This window comes from Mucilaginibacter sp. L3T2-6, assembly GCF_030519355.1.
Classification (GTDB): domain Bacteria; phylum Bacteroidota; class Bacteroidia; order Sphingobacteriales; family Sphingobacteriaceae; genus Mucilaginibacter.
In genome coordinates this window covers 60,359-74,118 of record NZ_JAUMKC010000008.1, presented here as the reverse complement: position 1 = coordinate 74,118, position 13,760 = coordinate 60,359, and the positions used below count along the sequence as shown (strand labels likewise).

Annotated in this window: 17 protein-coding genes; 11 read left to right on the top strand and 6 right to left on the bottom strand. The window is 43.7% G+C overall.

The genetic code is table 11. The annotated features are described in order from the left end of the window. Nucleotides 1-99: 99 nt before the first annotated feature. Nucleotides 100-555 carry a hypothetical protein gene (locus tag Q3W13_RS10970; RefSeq protein ID WP_302863715.1) on the top strand — a complete coding sequence of 152 codons (456 nt, stop codon included), beginning with the start codon at nucleotides 100-102 and terminating at the stop codon, nucleotides 553-555. After that, nucleotides 556-801, top strand: a complete 246-nt coding sequence (locus Q3W13_RS10965) for a hypothetical protein (RefSeq protein ID WP_302863713.1) — start codon at nucleotides 556-558, stop codon at nucleotides 799-801. Nucleotides 802-853: 52 nt separating this feature from the next. On the opposite strand, the gene Q3W13_RS10960 is transcribed toward Q3W13_RS10965, so the two are convergent. The 3 genes from Q3W13_RS10960 to Q3W13_RS10950 are packed head-to-tail and all read right to left on the bottom strand — an operon-like array spanning nucleotide 854 to nucleotide 2,148. Next, the gene (locus Q3W13_RS10960) at nucleotides 854-1,276 is read right to left on the bottom strand and encodes a DUF3124 domain-containing protein (protein WP_302863711.1); all 423 of its coding nucleotides are present in this window, start codon (nucleotides 1,274-1,276) and stop codon (nucleotides 854-856) included. Between the two features lie 12 nt (nucleotides 1,277-1,288). Continuing rightward, nucleotides 1,289-1,711, bottom strand: coding sequence for a hypothetical protein (locus tag Q3W13_RS10955; RefSeq protein WP_302863709.1), 423 nt, complete (start codon nucleotides 1,709-1,711; stop codon nucleotides 1,289-1,291). A 29-nt stretch (nucleotides 1,712-1,740) separates the two neighbouring features. Continuing rightward, nucleotides 1,741-2,148: a hypothetical protein gene (locus Q3W13_RS10950; protein ID WP_302863707.1), complete on the bottom strand. Its 408-nt coding sequence runs from the start codon at nucleotides 2,146-2,148 to the stop codon at nucleotides 1,741-1,743. Between the two features lie 394 nt (nucleotides 2,149-2,542). Between Q3W13_RS10950 and Q3W13_RS10945 the strand changes: the two genes are divergently transcribed. Continuing rightward, a complete protein-coding gene (locus tag Q3W13_RS10945) occupies nucleotides 2,543-3,685 on the top strand; it encodes a sensor histidine kinase (protein WP_302863705.1) in 1,143 nt (380 codons plus the stop codon). A gap of 86 nt (nucleotides 3,686-3,771) precedes the next feature. Here Q3W13_RS10945 and Q3W13_RS10940 read toward each other — a convergent pair whose 3' ends face one another. Further along, complete coding sequence (locus Q3W13_RS10940; protein ID WP_302863704.1) at nucleotides 3,772-3,927, bottom strand: lmo0937 family membrane protein; 156 nt, start codon at nucleotides 3,925-3,927, stop codon at nucleotides 3,772-3,774. A 295-nt stretch (nucleotides 3,928-4,222) separates the two neighbouring features. Here Q3W13_RS10940 and Q3W13_RS10935 point away from each other — a divergent pair, with 295 nt between their 5' ends. Both Q3W13_RS10935 and Q3W13_RS10930 read left to right on the top strand, forming a co-directional pair. Next, nucleotides 4,223-4,630, top strand: coding sequence for an EVE domain-containing protein (locus Q3W13_RS10935; RefSeq protein WP_302863703.1), 408 nt, complete (start codon nucleotides 4,223-4,225; stop codon nucleotides 4,628-4,630). A gap of 4 nt (nucleotides 4,631-4,634) precedes the next feature. Continuing rightward, nucleotides 4,635-5,750: a carbohydrate-binding family 9-like protein gene (locus tag Q3W13_RS10930; protein ID WP_302863701.1), complete on the top strand. Its 1,116-nt coding sequence runs from the start codon at nucleotides 4,635-4,637 to the stop codon at nucleotides 5,748-5,750. A gap of 15 nt (nucleotides 5,751-5,765) precedes the next feature. Here the strand turns inward: Q3W13_RS10930 and Q3W13_RS10925 are convergent, their stop codons facing one another. Next, nucleotides 5,766-6,290, bottom strand: a complete 525-nt coding sequence (locus tag Q3W13_RS10925) for an acyl-CoA thioesterase (RefSeq protein WP_302863700.1) — start codon at nucleotides 6,288-6,290, stop codon at nucleotides 5,766-5,768. Between the two features lie 228 nt (nucleotides 6,291-6,518). Here Q3W13_RS10925 and dnaE point away from each other — a divergent pair, with 228 nt between their 5' ends. The 6 genes from dnaE to Q3W13_RS10900 all read left to right on the top strand — a co-directional run bounded on the left by dnaE (nucleotide 6,519) and on the right by Q3W13_RS10900 (nucleotide 12,263). Beyond that, nucleotides 6,519-10,109: a DNA polymerase III subunit alpha gene (gene dnaE / locus Q3W13_RS10920; protein ID WP_302863698.1), complete on the top strand. Its 3,591-nt coding sequence runs from the start codon at nucleotides 6,519-6,521 to the stop codon at nucleotides 10,107-10,109. Between the two features lie 50 nt (nucleotides 10,110-10,159). After that, nucleotides 10,160-10,405 (top strand): hypothetical protein, encoded by a 246-nt coding sequence (locus Q3W13_RS10915; protein WP_302863696.1) that lies wholly within the window; start codon nucleotides 10,160-10,162, stop codon nucleotides 10,403-10,405. Further along, nucleotides 10,405-10,695 carry a type II toxin-antitoxin system RelE/ParE family toxin gene (locus Q3W13_RS25230; protein WP_368077631.1) on the top strand — a complete coding sequence of 97 codons (291 nt, stop codon included), beginning with the start codon at nucleotides 10,405-10,407 and terminating at the stop codon, nucleotides 10,693-10,695. Before Q3W13_RS10915 ends, Q3W13_RS25230 begins: the two co-directional genes overlap by 1 nt. Before the next feature lie 427 nt (nucleotides 10,696-11,122). Continuing rightward, nucleotides 11,123-11,518 carry a hypothetical protein gene (locus tag Q3W13_RS10910; protein ID WP_302863695.1) on the top strand — a complete coding sequence of 132 codons (396 nt, stop codon included), beginning with the start codon at nucleotides 11,123-11,125 and terminating at the stop codon, nucleotides 11,516-11,518. Between the two features lie 55 nt (nucleotides 11,519-11,573). Beyond that, nucleotides 11,574-11,867: a type II toxin-antitoxin system HigB family toxin gene (locus tag Q3W13_RS10905; protein ID WP_302863693.1), complete on the top strand. Its 294-nt coding sequence runs from the start codon at nucleotides 11,574-11,576 to the stop codon at nucleotides 11,865-11,867. Nucleotides 11,868-11,876: 9 nt separating this feature from the next. Beyond that, nucleotides 11,877-12,263 (top strand): type II toxin-antitoxin system HigA family antitoxin, encoded by a 387-nt coding sequence (locus Q3W13_RS10900; RefSeq protein ID WP_302863691.1) that lies wholly within the window; start codon nucleotides 11,877-11,879, stop codon nucleotides 12,261-12,263. A gap of 222 nt (nucleotides 12,264-12,485) precedes the next feature. Here Q3W13_RS10900 and Q3W13_RS10895 read toward each other — a convergent pair whose 3' ends face one another. Further along, nucleotides 12,486-13,250 (bottom strand): hypothetical protein, encoded by a 765-nt coding sequence (locus Q3W13_RS10895; RefSeq protein WP_302863689.1) that lies wholly within the window; start codon nucleotides 13,248-13,250, stop codon nucleotides 12,486-12,488. Nucleotides 13,251-13,760: the final 510 nt, after the last annotated feature.

Below are 13,760 nucleotides of genomic sequence, written 5' to 3'. Positions count from 1 at the left end.
TTGTAATTGATCCTTGTTTTAATGAATCCTGTCGCGGGAACACAAATGTTGTGTCTCTGAAGTGATTTTGTAATTTTATTTCAATCAAAACCGATCTCTATGGAAAGCCTGACGAAGCAAGTTAAAATTCTGAAGACCTATGCAGCCGTGCTTACACTGGTTGTATTGGCGCTCGTAGTTTATGTTTTTACGCTTAACGGCGGCCATTTCAAAGAAATTACTGCCGAGCGCATTAATATTGTTGAAAAGGACGGTACGTTAAAAATGGTGATCAGCAACAGTGAACGGCAGCACCCGGGCCGCATGGACAATAAAGATCTGCCAAAGCGCAGCCGTCCGCCTGGTATCATATTTTTTAACGACGAAGGTGATGAAGACGGAGGCCTGGTATATGACGGCAATAAAAATGGCGCCAGCATGGTGTATTCTTTCGACCAATACAAAAACGATCAGATAATGCAACTGAGGTATGAGCAGGAAAAACAGGGCGATAAGTTATACCGGAGCTACGGCCTGAATATTTGGGACAGGGACGATTTTGGCTTAACCAGGTAATTGACTTATTACGATTCATTGCAGCACCTGCATGACACAGCAGCGCTTAATGCCGGTATCAAAAAACTAAAGGCTGCCGGCCACACCCATCAGCGATTTTTTGCAGGGATGAATGACAAAGGCGAAGTAGGGCTGTTTTTGAATGACGCCACAGGGAAACCCAGGCTCAACATCTACATAAATAAACACAATCAGCCGGTTATTGAGACGCTGGATGAGAATGGGAAGGTTGTTAGCACCAAATAACAATACAGAGAAAGCTTACGGAACTTTGATAAACTCCGTAAGCTTCATTTTATTAACTTTTTGCCTCAAATCTGTCGGCAACAATGCTTACCTGGTCGCCGGGCTTGTCAGGCATCATAAAATGAACCCTGATTTTGCCGCTTTTTCCCTCAATGGTCATGATGGCTTTCCGGTCGCCTTCGCGGTTAGTCATTACGGCGTCAATAACTGACTTTCCTTTTTTAAACGGCGTTTTCCAATTGCATTTGTAAGAGGTTACCTTACCGGTCATTTTTTGCTGACCATCTACTGAAATACCGATAGTGGCCTGGCTTATCTCAATCACAACTTTTTCGTTAAATGATTTTGTAAGCTTGCCTTTGGCGTCAACATGATCAGTTTTCGACGAGGTTATCACAACGGTTTTGCCGCATTGGCCGAAAACCGCTGTTACGAGTGCAAGCAATATGGCCAGACCGATAATAATCGTTCTCATCAGTTTCAATGCTTAGGCTTTTTCAACAAATTTGTCTATCGCCACTTTTATCCTGTCGCCTGGCTCATCCTCCAGCTCAAATAATAGTGTAACCTTACCGTCTTTGCCTTCAATAGTGATGGTCATTTTCTTGTCCTGCCCATCATGGTCTGCCACAGCTTTAATTACCGATTTACCCTCCTTAAACGGAAGGCTCCAGTTACAGGTATTCGAAGTAATGTTGGCGGTAATTTTATGCTCGCCGTTTACAGCAATATTTACCGCTGACTTGTCTATCGCAATTTCCGCGGTTTCGTCGTCGGTCCTGGTGATTGCGCCCGACTCATCTATATGATTGGTATGGGACGAATTGAGCACAATTGTTTTATCGCATTGTGCAAATGTTACCGCACTGATCCCGATCAGCAGCGATAGTGTTAAAATGATTTTTTTCATGTGAATTGTTTTGATTATTATTTTATGGGTTATTTTTTATTATCGGTTTTCTCTCCCTTCAGCAAGTTCGATATGCCTTCGCACATTTTCCTGATGCGCTGGTATGAGGCGTAGGAATTTTTCTTCTTGTCGAATTCTACTTCCAGTTCGCCGGGGGACTCTTTAATATGAAATTCGGTGTTGTCTTTAAGCCTGGTAATTACATTAAAGTAGTCGCGAGCGGACCTGAATAAATCGGTAGGCTTGATACTGTGATTGATATAGTCCTGCACTCTTCCGGTATAATTTTCGTCAAATTTTGCAGACAGTGCATAAGTGTCGTCCGTGTCTGTTACCGAAATGGAGAGATTATCGTTATTGTGCTGAAATTTCATCCAGCCTACAAAAATGCTCAACGAAGCGAGGCAGAGTAGTGCTAAAAAGAAGCTTGCTTTCATTTGTTTAATATTTTGACATGATTGATATTTTGCCTGTGTGGGTATTCCTTATGAGAATGCTTTTTATTGTAATATGTTACAAAGATATATGCTTAATACAGTAATATGCAATACATAGTTCTGTAAATAATTTAATATTTTATTAAATACTTGATAATGAGTTAAATAATTTGATGTCGTAAAAATTTTAAAGAAACTTTTCAGCACGATTCTTGTATTGATCCTGCTGAAAGCAAGGTTTGAGAGCCTATGAAGGTTGCTTTCCGTTGGTTTACAATTACACCCGGTGCGGTAAAATCAAACTAAACTTAGAAATATCGCGTACAATATTGATAATTGCCGGCCTGGCAGTTTTTCCTCAGGCTGCGGTTACACCTCAACCATAACTTATTTAATGATTGTTGAAGAAAAGCATCTTTCGGATGCTACCCTTTTTATTGATTTTGACCTGGAAAATGACCATGAATTGCTTGATATTGTCGGGCTTGCTTCTGCTATAACAAACTCCCCCTTTATAACTATAGCGCTTCAGCACGACGGCATATTACATCTGAAGGTGAGAAGAGGTATTGATGTTGAGCAGGTAGAGGCTTATTCAAGCTTATGTGCTCACGCACTGAATCAGCCGGGCCTAACGGTAGTAGCGGATACCTTTAAGGATAAGCTTTATGGTAATAATCTGAACGTATGCGGCGGGCCGGGTATTCGTTTTTTTGCGGGCATGCCGCTAATAACCGCTGCAGGCATACCGGTTGGCGTTTTAGGCGTTTATGACGTGATTCCTAAAATTCTTGATGAACACCAGGCGCTTGTGCTTAAAATTCTGGCTGGGCAGGCTATTAAAATAATCGAATTAAAGGCAGGTGCAGAGATTTTACGGACTAAGCAAAAAGAATTGGAAGAACAGAGACAATTTAATACAGATGCTTCAATAAGGCTGCGCTCTTTTTTTGAAAGCTCTACAAACTTTCACGTTCTGCTGGGTAAAAGCGGCGAAGTAATCGACTTTAATAAAACGGCTGTCGGCTTTATCCGTACTGTGCACAAAGCAGTGCTAGTGCGCGATGACCAGTTTATAAAATACCTGCATCCGGCCTTTGTAAGTACTTTTTTAAAGCGCTATAACGAGGCGCTTGAGGGAAAGAAATCATTCGAGGAAGGCTCAACATATTATGAAGATATGGGTACAATCTGGTGGGAGGCTGCATTTGAGGCTGCCCGGAATAACGACGACGAGATTATTGGCGTATCCTACCTCATCCGTAATGTAACGGAGAGAAAATTAAAAGAGCAAAAAATAATCGAGCAAAATAAATCATTATTAAAGATAGCCCATATCCAGGCGCATGAATTTCGCGCTCCGTTAACTTCAATTATGGGCTTGATGGGACTGATAAAGGACGCAGATTACAACGCCCCGCGCGAATACCTGGAAATGCTGGGCGAGGCTGTTTATGCGCTGGACGATAAAATAAAATCGATAGTAGCGGATATTGATAACATGGTTGTAAGTCCGTTTGTATCGCACTACGATTGATAAACAACCCCGGGGCCTTGAATTAAAATAACAAAGGCGACCCGTAAAGATCGCCTTTGGCATTATCAACTATTTGTGAGCGTGGCTTAGACAGTTGACGGACTCCTGATAATACCTATCAGGAATGAAATAATGGCTATAATTAATAAAGCGTGAATTAAACCTCCGGCAGAGTATGCAAATACTCCTATCGCCCATCCTATAATCAGGATAACTGCGATAATGTACAATAGTGATCTCATAGTTGTTTATGTTTTATAAGTATAATGTATTAACTAATGCTATAAAATCGTGCCAAAAGATTATTGACTGTGTAAGAAATAATATTCCGGACGAAATTTTGGCGTTTTGTTCAGAAAAAGAAACAGCCAGCGGCAGATATTGGACTATATACCATTACAGCCTCAATTGGACGATTTAATATCCGGAACAAATGAGGATTAAAGGATGATGCAGGCCCTGGAGATTTCCTCTCATTTGCCACACTCCATTTCCATTTTCGGCAATTTCATTACATTTGGCGAAACACTTTACACAATGAACTATTGGCTCGTAAAATCGGAACCGCATAAATACAGTTGGGAAAAATTTAACCAGGATGGCCGTACCTTTTGGGACGGTGTTCGCAATTACCAGGCGCGTAATAACCTGCGTGATATGCGCGAGGGCGACCTGGTTCTGTTTTATCACAGTAACGAAGGCAAAGAGGTTGTTGGCATAGCCAAAGTGGTCAAAGAAGCCTACCAGGATCCTACTACTACCGACCCGAACTGGGTGGTTGTAGATCTGGCGCCGCACGAAAGCCTGAAGACCCCGGTCACCCTTGAAACCATTAAAGCCGACCCGATGCTGCAAAACATTCATTTGGTACGGCAGGGCAGGCTTTCGGTTATGGGCCTTAAGCACGAAGAGTTCGACCGCATTGTGGAGTTGGGCAGCAAATAACCAGATGACGGATAGTTTACAAGGTGGTTTTTTAAGGCTTGCCCTGGTTACCGCTTTTTCATTTTATACAGCAGTTGCCTGCGCACAACCCGAATTTAAGGGCCTGGAAAACCTGCTGACCACGCCTAAATCATACATTGTTGGTCACACAAGCGTAGTTCCGGTCATTGACGGAGACATTAGCGATGCCACCTGGCAGCAAGCCCCGTGGACAGACGATTTTGCAGACATAGAAGGTGCGGACAAACCTGCCCCTCTGCTGCGCACTAATTTTAAAATGCTTTGGGACGATACCTGCCTGTATATAGCTGCGCAGGTTATGGAGCCCAATGTTTGGGGTACGCTTAAGCGGCATGACGATATTATTTTCATGGATAATGACGTGGAGCTGTTTATCAGCCCCACCGGCACTACACACCAGTACTTCGAGATAGAGTGCAATGCGCTCAATACCATCTTCGACCTTTACCTGCCAAAACCCTACCGCAACCTTGGCAACCCGCTAAGTACCTGGGATGCCAGGGGCATGCGCTCTGCTGTAAAAATTACAGGTACACTAAATAATCCTGCAGACAAAGATAAAGGCTGGACGATGGAGATGGCTATACCATTCAGCGCCTTAAATATTGGGGTTCGGCCCAGGCTACCCAAAGCGGGAACTGTTTGGCGGATGAATTTTTCGCGCGTGGAATGGGATACAAAGGCAGTGGATGGCAAATACGAAAAGCTAAAAGATAGCAATGGACATAACTTACCTGAGCATAACTGGGTATGGAGCCCGCAGGGTTTGATAAATATGCACTACCCCGAACGCTGGGGATACGTACAATTTGCAAAAGGCAGGGCCGCCGGTGAAGAGTTTGTACTGCCTTATGCCGAAAAACAGAAGAAGTATTTGTGGGCACTGTATTACCGGCAAAAACAATGGTTTGAAAGCCACGAACGCTATAAAACTGATCTGAAAGACCTTGAAATGCCCCGTGAAATTACCATTGATGGAAAGCCAAACGAACTGAAAATGGAAGCTACCCCTCACCAGTTTATAGGCTTTATAACCGATAAGGAAAATAACATCACGTACACCATTAATGATGAAGGGTTGGTGAGCATTTTAGGGTAATGGGAACGCAGATAATTATGCGTTTGCTTCTCCAAAAAACAAAGCTTTTAACTCCGTAGCATCGTCCGGCTTCATTTTGCCGGCTAATATAAGGCGCAACTGGCGGCGGCGCAATGCGCCATCATACAGTATCATATCTTCCGGAGTTTCGGGAATTAGTTCAGGAACGGGAATAGTGCGGTTATTTTGGTCGAGCGCTACGAAGGTGTAATAGGCTTCGTTGCTTTTGATGCGGCTGCCGGTAGGAATATTTTCAGCCCATACGTCTAACCTTACCTCAACCGACGTATTGAATGAGCGCGAAACTTTTGCCTCGATGGTGATCACATCGCCCAGTTTGATAGAATGCTTAAAGGAAACGTTATCCACCGATGCGGTTACTACAATGCGGTTACAATGCTTTTGGGCGGCAATGGCAGCGGCAATATCCATCCAGTGCAGCAGGCGGCCACCCATCAGGTTGTTCAATGTGTTGGTATCGTTGGGCAATACCAGTTCGTTCATTATAGTAAGCGATTCTTTTGGCGATTTTCCTTTCATGCGGCAAAGATACGGTTTGAGGTGAAAAGTCGGTAAAGTCCGGAAAGCCGGTAAAGACGAAAAGGAAATGCTTTTATAAATGGAAGAAAAATCCGGATAGAAACTTCGATAGCTCAAATCAGGCGATTTATCAACCCCTGGCAATTTTCTCCACAAATCAGAAATCGAATATCCGATATTCGAAATTCAGCCTAACTTTGTTATCTTCATTTAGGAAAAGTATAGACGATGCCTGATTTCTCTCACTTACACGTACACACGCAATTTTCACTGCTCGACGGTGCTGCCGATATCAGCAAACTGTATAAAAAAGCTGCTGCCGATGGTATGAAAGCCCTGGCTATTACCGACCATGGCAATATGTTTGGTGTGTTTAAGTTCGTGGCCGAAGCAGGCAAGCATAATGTGAAGCCGATTGTTGGCTGCGAGTTTTATGTGGTGGATGATCGCCATAAAAAGCAGTTTACCAAAGAGAATAAGGATAAGCGCTATCACCAATTGATGCTGGCAAAAAATCCGCAGGGATATAAGAACCTGGTGAAGCTATGCTCACTGGGCTATATGGAGGGCCTTTACAGCAAATGGCCCCGTATAGACAAGGAGCTTATCCTGAAATATCACGAAGGCCTGATTGCCACCACCTGCTGTTTGGGTGCCTCGGTGCCGCAGGCTATCCTTTACAAAGGCGAGGCAGAAGCCGAGGAAGAGTTTAAATGGTGGCTCGACCTGTTTGGCGAGGACTATTACATAGAAATGCAGCGCCACGACATCCCCGAGCAAAATACTGTGAATGCCGTGCTGATGAAGTTCGCGAAGAAATATAACGTTAAAGTGATCTGCTCGAACGACTCACACTATGTTGATCAGCAGGACTCGAATGCCCACGATATTTTGCTTTGCGTAAACACAGGCGACATGCAAAGCACGCCTATCGCTACCGATGAGGAAGGCGGTAAAGGTTATCGCTTCGGTTTCCCTAACGACCAGTTTTATTTTAAAACACAGGCCGAGATGGGTAAGCTGTTTCATGACATCCCTGAATCGCTGGATAATACCAATGAGATAGTAGATAAGGTGGAGGTGCTGAAACTGAAGCGCGACATCATGCTGCCCAACTACGTGATTCCGCCGGAATTTAAGATACATGGCGACAGCGTGCCTGATTCCGATGTGCTTAACCAATGGGAATACCTGAAGCACCTCACGTTTACAGGCGCCAAAGAGCGCTACATCGATATATCGCCCGAAGCAGAGGAACGCATCAACTTTGAGTTGTTCACCATTAAAACAATGGGTTTTGCCGGATACTTTCTGATCGTAGCCGACTTTATTAAGGCCGGTCGCGATATGGGCGTGTTCATTGGTCCGGGTCGCGGTTCGGCTGCCGGTTCGGTGGTGGCATATTGCATTGGTATCACTAATATCGACCCCATAAAATATAATCTGCTGTTTGAGAGGTTCCTGAACCCCGACCGTAAGTCGATGCCCGATATTGATACGGATTTTGATGATGCCGGTCGCCAGAAGGTTATCGATTACGTGGTAGATAAATACGGCAAAAATCAGGTAGCCCAGATTATTACCTATGGCTCAATGGCTGCCCGTACCAGTATACAGGACGTGGGCCGTGTGCTGGATATGCCACTGTCTGATGTTAACGGCTTAAAAAAGCTGGTACCCGAAACATTGGGTATTACCCTGCGACAAGCCATAGACCAGGTACCCGAACTGCAGGAAATATACAAAAGTAACGACCTGAAGGGCATTGTGCTTCGTGAGGCTGAAAAGCTGGAAGGCTCGGTGCGTAACACCGGCGTGCATGCTGCGGGGATCATTATCGCTCCGGATGATTTAACCAATATCGTCCCGGTTGCTACGGCAAAGGATTCCGACCTGCTGGTTACCCAGTATGACGGCCGTGTAATTGAGGATGCAGGCGTAATCAAGATGGACTTTTTGGGATTAAAGACCCTCACCATTTTGAAGGACGCCCTGCGCATGATCAAACAAAACCACGGCGTGGATATAGTTATTGATGACATCCCGCTTAATGATCAGAAAACATTCGAGCTTTACCAGCGTGGCGATACCAACGGTACGTTTCAGTTTGAAAGTGACGGTATGCAAATGTATCTGCGCGATCTGAAGCCGGATAAGTTTGAGGATTTGATTGCTATGAACGCCCTGTACCGCCCGGGCCCGATTGAGTACATACCCAACTTTATCGCCCGTAAACATGGCCGCGAGCCCATAACCTTCGATTTACCCGATATGGAGGAATACCTGGGCGAAACCTATGGTATTACCGTGTACCAGGAGCAGGTGATGCTTTTATCGCAGAAACTCGCTGGCTTCAGCAAGGGCGATGCCGACGTATTGCGTAAGGCGATGGGTAAGAAGCAGATTGAGGTATTGAACAAAATGGAAGCCCAGTTTATGGCCGGGGCCGAAGCTAAAGGGCACCCCAAAGATAAACTCACGAAGATATGGAATGACTGGAAGGCCTTTGCCCAGTATGCGTTCAATAAATCGCACTCTACCTGTTATGCTTTTGTGGCCTATCAAACGGCTTATCTTAAGGCGCATTATCCGTCGGAATACATGGCTGCGGTATTGAACAACCAGAACAGCATGGATAAGATCACCTTCTTTATGGAGGAATGCCGCCGCATGGGCGTGCAGGTGCTTGGCCCGTGCATCAATGAGAGTGATATGTCGTTCGCCGTGAACAGTAAGGGGCAGATACGCTTCGGTTTAACAGGTGTTAAGGGCGTGGGCGAGAAGGCCGTTGAAAGCATTATAGACGAGCGCAGGGAGCGCGGCCCATACCAAAACGTTTACGATTTTGCACAGCGAAGCAACACACGCAGCGTTAACCGCAAAGCATATGAAAACTTAGTTTACGGCGGCGGTTTTGATTGCTTTGGATTGAAGAGGTCGCAGTTTTTTGCAAAGACGGAAACGATGGCACTTACAGGCATAGAGCGCCTGATAAAATACGCCAACGATTATCAGAATACACAGAACAGCTCCCAATCATCGTTGTTTGGCGGTTCGGTAGCTTCGTATATCCCGGAGCCGCCAATGCCTGAAACTGAGGAATGGGCGTTGATTGAGCGTTTGAAGTATGAAAAAGAAGTTATCGGTATTTATTTGACCGGTCACCCGCTGGATAATTACAAAGTGGAGCTGGAACGTTTCTGCAACAGTACGATCAGTGATTTAAAGATGATGCAGAAGGCACGATCAGGCGAGGGTGGCGAAGAGATCATGACGGCCTTTGCCAACCTGCGCAAGCGGGGCGAAATTTGCATCGGCGGCCTTGTATCCAGCGTTCAGCATAAAATGACCAAGACCGGTAAGCCATTTGGAACCTTTGTTTTGGAGGATTATAACGAAACATACGAGTTTGCCCTGTTTGGCGATGACTATGTAAAATTCCGCAACATGTTGGTGGAAGGCTATTTTTTACACCTGCGGGGGATCATTGAAGAAAAGTTCCGTCAGAAAGACAACTGGGATATGAAGATCACGGTAATGAGCCTGCTATCCGAAATGCGCGACAAGCTTACCAAATCCATAACGGTAATACTTGATCTGCATACCTTAAGCTCACAGCTGCTGGATAACCTGGATACCATGCTGAAAGTTCACGGCGAAAAATATCAGAATAAAAACTGCTCCTTACGCTTCCAGGTGCGCGACAGGGAAGAAGCCATGCTGGTTGATCTGCCCTCAAAATCGTTCAAAGTAAACCCAAGCGACGATCTGATGGCGGAGATATTTAATATCACGAATGTGCAACCTGTACTGGCGTAAAATTGTATGTTTCGATTTATAGCATTAAATTTGTTAAAATAGCTATCATTATGAGCACAGAGACTATCAGGGAAAGATTACGTGAATATATAGGCTTTGCTGACGACAAAAAAGTACAAGCGATGTATACCATGGTTGAAGACGAGATTGTGCAAGAATTAGATTTATGGCAGGATAAAGATTTTCTTGAAGAGTTAAAAAGCCGCTTGGATGATATTGACAGCGGTATCGACGAAGGAATGACTTGGGATGAAGTTAAAACTAAAGCACGCAGCGAATTAGCAGCCAAACGATAATGTTGGATGTTAAAATCTCGAAAAGGGCCTACCAGGATTATTTTAAGGCCTTTGAATGGTATGAAGAACAAGAGCCGGGCTTAGGAGACAGTTTTGAATTTGCAATATTCAGAGAGATAAATTCGATAGCAAAGCATCCTCTGTTTTACCCAAGTAAAGCCTATGACACACGGGAAAAGAAAGTCCGCGGATTTCCTTTTATAATCATTTATAGAATATCTTCTTCCAAAAACCTGATACAGGTCGTGTCAATTTTCCACACCAAAAGGAATCCAAAGAGAAAATATTGAAGATTATTATCCTCAGGTTAAGGAGTGCGTCTACGCTCTGGAAACATGTGTATCTTGACCATTAATTCCCGCTGCTGCTGGCGCACGAGCAATGTCATTAAGTTAGGCTTTTAAGGAATAAAAATATCGAACATCGAATTTTGAATATCGGATAATGAAGGAAAAAACACTTCGGCGTTGGATAGTCGAAATTCATTATTCGATATTAACATCCCCACAAAACAAACGGACACGCTGTATTCATGACCGATAGCCTGCATCAGCATAATTAACAGAAAGGTGTCCGTCCGTCAAGGATAAAACATCCCCATAAAACAAACGGACACGCTGTATTCATGACCGATAGCCTGCATCAGCATAATTAACGGATAGGTGTCCGTTCGTCCGGGTATAACCCTGGCATAAAACAAACGGACACCTGGTAAGCTTGCCTGAGTTTCTCAGCCGAGTAAATACCTGGTTAACTACCAGTGTACACCTGCGGGGGATCATTGAAGAAAAGTTCCGTCAGAAAGACAACTGGGATATGAAGATCACGGTAATGAGCCTGCTATCCGAAATGCGCGACAAGCTTACCAAATCCATAACGGTAATACTTGATCTGCATACCTTAAGCTCACAGCTGCTGGATAACCTGGATACCATGCTGAAAGTTCACGGCGAAAAATATCAGAATAAAAACTGCTCCTTACGATTCCAGGTGCGCGACAGGGAAGAAGCCATGCTGGTTGATCTGCCCTCAAAATCGTTCAAAGTAAACCCAAGCGACGATCTGATGGCGGAGATATTTAAAATTACTAATGTGCAGCCGTTGTTGGTATAATATTTCATTATTTGAAATTTATTTAATTTTTTGAAATAAACCTTATCTTTGATTAATGATAATCATTATCAAGCGTACCATTATGGAGTTTGCTGCGCATCACCCAACCGCCGCCGCTCCGCTTAATAATTGGTACAACATTGCAAAAGATGCTGATTGGAGTAAGTTATCAGATATAAAAAAGAATTTTAACAATGTAGATTATGTCGGTAATGACCGTTACGTTTTCAATATAAAAGGGAATGATTTCAGGTTAGTAGCCATGATATTTTTCGACAAGCGTACATTGTACATACGGTTTGTGGGTACTCATGCCGAGTATGATAAGATTGATTGTTCTAAAATTTAAAATAAGGCAATGATTGGCAAAATAAGAAACGAAGCGCAATATAACCAGGTGTTATCGTTAATTGAAAAGATAATAGCTAATGCGACAGATAAAGGCGGGTTTAATTATTTGCCGGAAGACGAGAAAGAAGAACTGGCACAACTTAGCATTATAGCCGAAAAATACGAAGATGAGGTTTTAAAGATAATGCCATTGCCTTTAACCATTAGCGCTGTGGTTCAGCACAAAATCAAAGAAATGAACCTTACGCAAGCCAAGCTTGCAGATTTACTTGGTTTAGGTACTGCAAAATTATCTCAAATATTAAGTGGTAAGCGGGAGCCGGATGTAACCTTTTTAAAGGCCGTTCACAATAAGCTTGGCATAAGCGGAGATTTTTTGCTCGAAAATGCCTGAGTATTTTACTTTGATTAATACTTAAATATGACTACTCCCCGCTGCCGGCGCACGAGCAATGTCATTAAGTTAGGCTTTTAAGGAATAAAAATATCGGACATCGAATTTTGAATATCGGATAATGAAGGAAAAAACACTTCGGCGTTGGATATTCGAAATACATTATCCGATATTATTTCCCTTAACTTAATTACATTGGGCGCACGAGTGCCGCGTATGTCTTTATAGCTTTTCTTTTTCCATCCTCTTCCCAAACACCTCATCTCCCTTAAACCCATCCCTGGCAAACTTTTTATAGCAATCCTTTATATAAACCTCCACATCGTAATCTGTGGCTTTTTTAATGAACTTGTAGGTTGGGCGATATTTGGTAAGAAAGTTAGCCAGCGTGTCGCCTTTTAGCTGCGTGATGCGCGATACAGTGCCGCGGTTAAATTTCCGGTCGATGTATTGCTGCTGTTCATCACGTATCAGTATTTGACGGAACTTATATCCGGGCGTTCCTTTTTTGGTGAGGGCTCGTACCAGTAACAGCGGGTTGACGGATATCAGCTCGCCCGGCTGCCGGTTATAGGCATTTCCGGTAAAAGCATCCATTACTTTTGGGCCGGTGTAGTTAAATTGCCTGCCGTAAAACTCACGGTTGGCGATGGAATCTTTTTTGAATTCTTCTTCACGATGGGCATGCACCTTAACCTCTTCCAGGTTGATCGGGGCGGGCTGAAGCGCAATACGTATGGTGACCATGGCCCGGCTGACGATGCCCCTGTAGGTTTTGCAGGTTATGTGGCTAACGGTGATGCTGTCGCTCCCTCCGGTGTTGATACTGAAGCGCCCGTAACCATCGGTATAAGTGCGGTTGCTGCCCATAACAACCAGCGCATTCACTACAGGCAGTTTATCTTCAGCGTTAATAACCGTGCCCTTTAGCCGCTGTGCATAGCAATGGCCTGTTATCAGCATAAAAAAAAGGAAGAGGTATTTCATCAGCAACAGATTACCTCAAAAATAGGCTAACGGTTAAAAGGCGGTTAATTGTTTAACATCATTTAACAGATAGGTGTCCGTCCGTCCGGGTTAAAACATCCCCATAAAACAAACGGACACGCTGTATTCATGACTGATAGCCTGCATCAGCATAATTAACGGATAGGTGTCCGTTCGTCCGGGTATGACTTTGGCATAAAACAAACGGACACCCGGTAAGATTGCCTGAGTTTTTCAGCTGAGTAAATACTTGGTTAACTGCCAGTGATGTCTCAGGAAAATAAAGATTTACACCCACTTTTCCGGCTATTTACACCAATACAAATCAGGCTATTCCACAGGTAATTATCTCTGAGACTATTTTTTATTGTTTTATAACGATAGTATAAAAAATACTCCTTGCTTACCCACTTACTACTTAAATAATAAAGGACGGCTGTTGTTATTACCGGGAAGATTGGGGGATTAAATTATACTAACAAATTTAGCAAAATATATTGATAACCGCAA

Coding starts and splice junctions, on each gene's coding strand:
- Q3W13_RS10895 (WP_302863689.1), bottom strand. CDS start 13,250: ATGAAATACCTCTTCCTTTTTTTTATGCTGATAACAGGCCATTGCTAT.
- Q3W13_RS10940 (WP_302863704.1), bottom strand. CDS start 3,927: ATGAGATCACTATTGTACATTATCGCAGTTATCCTGATTATAGGATGG.
- Q3W13_RS10960 (WP_302863711.1), bottom strand. CDS start 1,276: ATGAGAACGATTATTATCGGTCTGGCCATATTGCTTGCACTCGTAACA.
- Q3W13_RS10950 (WP_302863707.1), bottom strand. CDS start 2,148: ATGAAAGCAAGCTTCTTTTTAGCACTACTCTGCCTCGCTTCGTTGAGC.
- Q3W13_RS10905 (WP_302863693.1), top strand. CDS start 11,574: ATGATAATCATTATCAAGCGTACCATTATGGAGTTTGCTGCGCATCAC.
- Q3W13_RS10955 (WP_302863709.1), bottom strand. CDS start 1,711: ATGAAAAAAATCATTTTAACACTATCGCTGCTGATCGGGATCAGTGCG.
- Q3W13_RS10915 (WP_302863696.1), top strand. CDS start 10,160: ATGAGCACAGAGACTATCAGGGAAAGATTACGTGAATATATAGGCTTT.
- Q3W13_RS10970 (WP_302863715.1), top strand. CDS start 100: ATGGAAAGCCTGACGAAGCAAGTTAAAATTCTGAAGACCTATGCAGCC.
- Q3W13_RS10900 (WP_302863691.1), top strand. CDS start 11,877: ATGATTGGCAAAATAAGAAACGAAGCGCAATATAACCAGGTGTTATCG.
- dnaE (WP_302863698.1), top strand. CDS start 6,519: ATGCCTGATTTCTCTCACTTACACGTACACACGCAATTTTCACTGCTC.
- Q3W13_RS25230 (WP_368077631.1), top strand. CDS start 10,405: ATGTTGGATGTTAAAATCTCGAAAAGGGCCTACCAGGATTATTTTAAG.
- Q3W13_RS10925 (WP_302863700.1), bottom strand. CDS start 6,290: ATGAAAGGAAAATCGCCAAAAGAATCGCTTACTATAATGAACGAACTG.
- Q3W13_RS10945 (WP_302863705.1), top strand. CDS start 2,543: ATGATTGTTGAAGAAAAGCATCTTTCGGATGCTACCCTTTTTATTGAT.
- Q3W13_RS10935 (WP_302863703.1), top strand. CDS start 4,223: ATGAACTATTGGCTCGTAAAATCGGAACCGCATAAATACAGTTGGGAA.
- Q3W13_RS10930 (WP_302863701.1), top strand. CDS start 4,635: ATGACGGATAGTTTACAAGGTGGTTTTTTAAGGCTTGCCCTGGTTACC.